This is a genomic window from Mesorhizobium sp. M7D.F.Ca.US.004.03.1.1 (assembly GCF_003998635.1).
In the GTDB taxonomy this organism is placed as follows: Bacteria; Pseudomonadota; Alphaproteobacteria; order Rhizobiales; family Rhizobiaceae; genus Mesorhizobium; species Mesorhizobium loti.
On record NZ_RZQG01000355.1, the window covers coordinates 1 to 5,742 of the forward strand.

8 protein-coding genes and 1 pseudogene are annotated in these 5,742 nt (G+C 63.0%); 4 read left to right on the forward strand and 5 right to left on the reverse strand.

Annotated elements, in window-relative coordinates; genetic code table 11:
• The 4 genes and pseudogenes from EN935_RS19585 to EN935_RS19600 all read left to right on the forward strand — a co-directional run.
• Window positions 1–250, forward strand: a pseudogene (locus tag EN935_RS19585) (glycosyltransferase family 2 protein); the annotation flags it as partial.
• 55 nt (window positions 251–305) lie between these two features.
• Entirely contained in the window at window positions 306–1,058 is a 753-nt protein-coding gene (locus tag EN935_RS19590; protein WP_109667690.1) for a glycosyltransferase family A protein, read from the forward strand.
• On the forward strand, window positions 1,058–1,735 hold the full coding sequence (locus tag EN935_RS19595) for a glycosyltransferase family A protein (protein WP_109666856.1): 678 nt from the start codon (window positions 1,058–1,060) through the stop codon (window positions 1,733–1,735). Before EN935_RS19590 ends, EN935_RS19595 begins: the two co-directional genes overlap by 1 nt.
• Window positions 1,732–3,207: a nucleotidyltransferase family protein gene (locus EN935_RS19600; protein WP_109666859.1), complete on the forward strand. Its 1,476-nt coding sequence runs from the start codon at window positions 1,732–1,734 to the stop codon at window positions 3,205–3,207. The genes EN935_RS19595 and EN935_RS19600 overlap by 4 nt, the downstream gene beginning before the upstream one ends.
• A gap of 22 nt (window positions 3,208–3,229) precedes the next feature.
• Here the strand turns inward: EN935_RS19600 and EN935_RS19605 are convergent, their stop codons facing one another.
• From EN935_RS19605 to EN935_RS19625, 5 genes are all read right to left on the reverse strand, one after another.
• Window positions 3,230–3,634: a type II toxin-antitoxin system VapC family toxin gene (locus tag EN935_RS19605; protein ID WP_109666861.1), complete on the reverse strand. Its 405-nt coding sequence runs from the start codon at window positions 3,632–3,634 to the stop codon at window positions 3,230–3,232.
• Window positions 3,631–3,864 carry an AbrB/MazE/SpoVT family DNA-binding domain-containing protein gene (locus tag EN935_RS19610; protein WP_109667693.1) on the reverse strand — a complete coding sequence of 78 codons (234 nt, stop codon included), beginning with the start codon at window positions 3,862–3,864 and terminating at the stop codon, window positions 3,631–3,633. The genes EN935_RS19605 and EN935_RS19610 overlap by 4 nt, the downstream gene beginning before the upstream one ends.
• 124 nt (window positions 3,865–3,988) lie before the next feature.
• Window positions 3,989–4,735, reverse strand: a complete 747-nt coding sequence (locus tag EN935_RS19615) for an FAD-binding oxidoreductase (RefSeq protein WP_109666864.1) — start codon at window positions 4,733–4,735, stop codon at window positions 3,989–3,991.
• Window positions 4,732–5,343: a sulfite oxidase-like oxidoreductase gene (locus tag EN935_RS19620; RefSeq protein WP_127262794.1), complete on the reverse strand. Its 612-nt coding sequence runs from the start codon at window positions 5,341–5,343 to the stop codon at window positions 4,732–4,734. Before EN935_RS19620 ends, EN935_RS19615 begins: the two co-directional genes overlap by 4 nt.
• A 152-nt stretch (window positions 5,344–5,495) precedes the next feature.
• A partial coding sequence (locus tag EN935_RS19625; protein WP_127373541.1) for a PDZ domain-containing protein occupies window positions 5,496–5,742 on the reverse strand: 247 nt, incomplete at its 5' end.

A 5,742-nucleotide genomic window follows, 5' to 3' on the forward strand; every position in this document is an offset into this window, starting at 1 on the left:
AGACAGGGCCGAGGACACTGATTATCTGTTGCGCGTTTTCGAAACGGCACCGAACTACGAATTGGTGGACGCCGTCGCGATCTACTACCGGCGCCACGCCGGGAATGTTACCAAGGAGCATAGTGGCAGGGTCCGCAACCACTTGCGTGCGATCCACAAGTCAATGCGACGGCGCAAGGCCGATCCGTCGCTGCGAGAGGTCCAGGGAATCTTCGAACTGAAGAGTCCCGCTGATTGGCAGATGCTATGATGCTCCACACGATCGGATCGCATCGGCCAAGCCCGGAACGGTCATGGCGTCGCCAATGAGGCTGAGCGTCATCATGCCGGTCTACAATCGCGAACAATTCGTTGGCCTCGCGCTGCGCTCACTGCTTAGGCAACGCGAAAATATCGATCTCGACATCATCGTCATCGACGATGGGTCGACCGATGGCTCGGCGGCGGTCGTGCGGTCGTTCATCGACGAGGCCCCGTGCATTCGTCTTTTCCAGCAGACCAATGGCGGGGTCACCAAGGCGCGCAATGCCGGGCTGAAACAGTTGCTGCCGCAGACTCGCCTGGTGTCGTTTCTCGATTCGGACGACATCTCCCCGATGGGGCGCTTCACGGCGGATCTCGCCTGCTTCGAAGAGGATCCTGGCCTCGACCTGACCTATTCGCGCATGACGCTGGTGGACAAGATAGATGGCGAGACGCTGGAACCGGCCGCCGACAGCCACTCCATCACCGTGCGAGGGATTCACCTGTCGGCCGGGATCTTTGCGCGAGACCTCATCGAGCGCATCGGCGGCTTCGACGAGGACTTCAAACAGGCCGAGGACACCGACTATCTGTTGCGTATCTTTGAGAGCCAAGCAAAATACGTTATGCCCGATACGGTGGCTCTCTACTACAGGCGTCATCCCGGCAACATGACCAAGGAAGCCGATGTGCCCTTTCGCGAGTTCATGCGCGCCATTCACAAGTCGATGAAGCGTCGCAGGGCCGACCCCAACTTGCGCCGAGTGGAGGGAATCTTCGACTTCAAGGATCTCGCGCAGTGGCGATTCCTGTAATGGCAGGCTACGGCGTCGTCATTCCGGCTTTCAACGCGGCCGCCACCATAGGCGCGGCCCTGAACTCCGTTCTGGCCCAGACGGTAAAGGCGGAGACCATCGTCGTGGTCGATGACGGTTCGACCGACGATACGGCTGCCGTGATCGACGCGATGAACCTGCCGGTGACGGTGCTGCGGCAAGAGAATGCGGGGCCCGGAAGCGCCACGACCAAGGGTTTTGCCGCACTCTCGACTCCGTTCGTCGCGACGCTCGATGCCGACGACCTGTGGCTGGCGGACAAGATCGAAAAGCAGCTGGGCTATCTCGACCGTCATCCCGCAACAGCAGGCGTTTTTACGCACTGGCGGACGTTTCGCGGTGACAGGCCCGATTTGCCCGAGGCGGCCAGTGTGGCGGGCTGGTCGCGCACGACGATGATGATCCGCCAAGAGGTGGTGCCGACCGTCGGTCCCATCATCGATCCACCAGGCGGCCGCGGCGAGATGATCGACTGGATCGCCCGGGTTCGTGAGGCAGGCTTTGTCCTTGCCATGCTCGACGACGTACTTGCATTGCGCCGCATCAGGCCGGGCAGCCTTTCCTATGGCCGCGATCCGGAACGCGACCGCGGCTATCTCCAGGTGGCAAGGCTCGCCATGCAGCGGCGAGCCCAAAACAAGGCGGGCTCCCGTTGAAAGCCAGGCCTGTTCGCCGCATCGGCCGTCGCTTCCCGGACTATGGTTGGTCCTGGCCGACCGGCCAGCTCGACCAGTTGCTCAAGGCGGCGCTGCTCTCCGATGAAGGCGCAGCCGCTGGCTGCGCCGCGCGCTGGCTGGACGAGAACGACATCGACCTTGTCTCGTTTAGAGAACACCGGTTGCTCGCTGCCATCTCCGACAGGTTCGGCAGGAAGCTTGCCGGCCATTCCGCCTATCCGCGCCTTGTTGGCCTGCAGAAGATGCTGTGGACCAAGTCGCGCATGGCGATGCGCGAGGCCGAGCCGGCGCTGAAGGCAATGGCCGACGGCGGCGTCGACATCATGCTGATAAAGGGCGCCAGCCGTATTGCCTTGAATGCGTCGGCGCAGCGTGGCCGGGTGGCGCATGACATCGACATACTGGTGCGCCCGCGCGACATGGCTGCCGCCTTCGACATCCTGCGCGATCGCGACTGGCAGATAGCCTCGGGCGTCAGCGCGCAATATCTGCAAACACGGTTGGCGTCGCTGCGGTCGATGAATTTCTTCAAGGGCCGTTTCGGCGACATCGACCTGCACCAGCTCGGCTATGACGGGTCGCAGACGAGCGCGGAAGACGATCTGGCGATCTGGCAACGGGCGATCCCGGCCGAATTCAGCGGTGTCGCGGTCTTCGTGCCGTCGCCGGCCGATCGCATGACCCTGGCCATCGCCCATGGCGGCCTCGACGCCCACACCCATAGCGACTGGCTTGTCGATTGCGCCGTCGCCATCCATGGCGGAGACGTCGACTGGGACGTGTTCCTCGACATCGTCGGCAGACGCGGCCTGGCCGTTCCGGCGGCGGTGGCATTATCCTATCTGGCCTTTGAGATCGGCGTTGCCGTGCCGGAGCCGACACTGGCCAGAATCTTCGAGATGGCCGACCGGGCTGGCCTGTCGCGTTGGTCGTCGGTTCTGCAAGCCAAGCCGCGCACGGATTTCGGCGGCCTTGTCTGGCTGTCGCGCGGGCTTGCCAAGCAATTGCGCCTGAAGCGGAAGAAGGGCCGGTTGCAACAGGAGCCGCCCGCCAAGGCCTGGCGCGGCAGACCGGCTGCTCGCAAGCCGCAAGCCGCACCGGCGCCATTGTCGTTCTCGCAGGCCATCGCCTGTCCGCAAGCGACCGGCGACATGATGCTTGATATCACCGTCAGGATCATTGTTCCGCCGGTCCGACGCCGCATCGAAATGGAAATCAATGCCGGTGACGACCATATCGCTCGGCTGCGCGCCATGGCCATCCGGCGATCTGGCAAGGAACGCGTGCTGCATTTTCGCGGCAAGGTGACGCTCGACGGCGCGCGGGATGCCCTGACGCTCGAAGCGCGACCGTCGCGTCAGTTTCGCGAATGGAACGACGAGGCCACAGTGGCTGCCTATGGCGCCTTGCCTTTCCAGCTGCTGTCGGCGGAGTTCTCGCCGGTTGGCTGAAGAGCGAAAGCATCCGCAGCCATCAGGGGCTCGGAGTGATCAGCCTCAAGGATGGAAAATAGCTCCGGTAGCGGCCGACATCACGGGTCAGGAGCGGAAGCCTGGCGACGGCGGCATGGGCGCCGATGAAGAAGTCCGGCAACACGCCGGTCCTCGATCCTCCTGATCGGCGGTATTGCGTAAATACCTTTCCAGCAAGGAAAAGCGCGGCCCTTGGCATCGGAGCCATTTCGAGACCGGCCGCATCCAGAAAGGCCTCGAGATCCTCGATGCGGATGTAGCGAACGGCAAGTTCGGCATAGACCGCATCATTGACCAGCAACGGCCCATCAAGGCTCGCGGCCTCAAGCTGCGCAACCGACCAGTCCGCCCAATTGGGATCGTCCGTGACAAGGTCGAGCAGAACGTTGGTGTCGACGAAGGTCACGCTTCGCCACGCGTCAGCGCCATGATCGCGTCGGTCGTGAGCCCCTCGCCGGCATGGCCGCGCAACTTGGCGAAGCGGCTCGCAGGCGGCTTTTTGTCAACACGAGCCAGCACCACGCTGCCATCGGCGGCGCGCCGGAAATCGACCTTGCTGCCCGGAACGATCCCCAGCAGATCGCGGACCGGTTTCGGAATGGTCACTTGTCCCTTTGCGGTAACGGTGTTGGCCATCTTCATTCCCTGGTAATACCATATTTCAGCAAGGTATTACCTTGTGGGTCGAATTTCAATGCTTGAAGCATCAGGCCCCGACCGAACAGTCAGAGCCAAGACGTCATGCGTTAGCAACGTCCGTTCAAATTCCGTACCGTTCGGTGCGAATGTTTTCCGCTGCAACGCCGGCATCGATCAGCGCCTGGGCGGCGGCGGAAACGAACGCATTGGAGCCGCAGACAAAGGCGAGACCGGGGGGCTCGGGCAGCCGCGCCATCGCTTGCGCCATCATCGCAACGTCCACCCGCCGCGAATAATCGGCGGGACGGCGTGCGGCCTCGCGCGTCAGCGTCAGCACCAGATCGAAGCCGTCCTGGCGATCATCGAGGGTGATCAGTTCGTCACGAAAGATCACTTCGTCCCAGACCCGGGCTGAAAAGACCAGGACAACGGGCACGCTCGAATTGCGCGCGGCGCGATGGCGAACCATCGACATCAAGGGGACGACGCCCGAACCGCCGCCGACCAGCACAAGCGGGCCATTCCCATCTTCTGGCCAGACGAAATGCCCGCCGAGCGGCCCGCGTAGTTCGATTTCGTCGCCAATTGCCGCGACCTCATGGAAGAAGGGCGAAACCTCGCCGTCGTCGAGTTTTTCAATCGCCAGTTCGATCACGCCGCCACTCTCGGGTGCGGAGGCGATGGAATAGGAGCGGCGCGCCTGATAGCCGTCCGGCGCCGTCAGCCTGACGTCGACATGCTGCCCGGCGCGATAGGCAAAGGGCCGAGACGGCTGGAGAAAGAAGCTGGTGACACGCGGCGTGCGCTTTTCGATGCGGACGATCCTGGCTACCTGCCAAGGCGATTGCACTGCTGCCGCATCGCTCATGGATCGTCCGTGTAGCGCTGCTCGCGCCATGGATCGCCATAGATGTGGTAGCCGCGCAATTCCCAGAAACCGGGTTCATCGCGAGTGGTGAATTGCAGGCCGTTCAGCCATTTGGCCGACTTCCAGAAATAGAGATGTGGAACGAGCAGCCTTGCCGGGCCGCCATGGTCCGGCGTGATCGGCTTGCCTTCGTAAAGCAGCGCCACCATGGCCTTGCCGGCGGTGAGATCCTTGACCGGCACATTGGTCGTGTAGCCGTCGAACGCGTGCGCCAGCGTGAAGCCGGTCGGCGGCTCCAAACCCGCGTCGGCAAGGATATCGTCGACCAGCACGCCCTGCCACGACGTGTCGAACTTGGTCCATGCGGTCACGCAATGGATGTCGCGCGTCATCTTGGTCTGCGGCAGCGCGTTGAACTCGGCCCAGTTCCATTTCTTGATCGGCCGTGGCCCATGTTTCAGAGTGAATGACCAATCCTGCGTGCCCACGCGCGGCGTGGGACCGGCCGACAGCACTGGAAAGCCCTGTTCGAGATATTGGCCGGGCGGTATGCGCGCATCGTCATCGGTTGGTGGGCGCCGTCCTGAAGAGAAACCCCGGGTGACCATCGCGGCAATCCCCATTGCATCAGACCACTATCGGCCTGATGCAATGTTCTCGAAGATGTCGTGGCGGGCAACCGAAATCTTTGACGGCAGAGGCCGGGGGGGCTCGTCACCGACGAACCCCGCCGGTCCTGCGTTCACGTCAACGCCACGTCTCAGCCATTGGCGAAAGGCACTGCGACATAGATCTGGCCGCCGTCCCGCTCGACCAGCAGAAGCACCGACTTGCGGCCGGACTTGCCGGCCTGGGCGATCGCCTGCGTCACTTGCCTGGCACTCTTCACCGGCACCTGATTGACGGCGACGATGATGTCGCCGGCCTGGATGCCGGAAGCCGCGGCAGCCTTGTCGGGATTGACGCTGGCAACCACCGCGCCACGTTGATTGTCGGCGAGATTCATC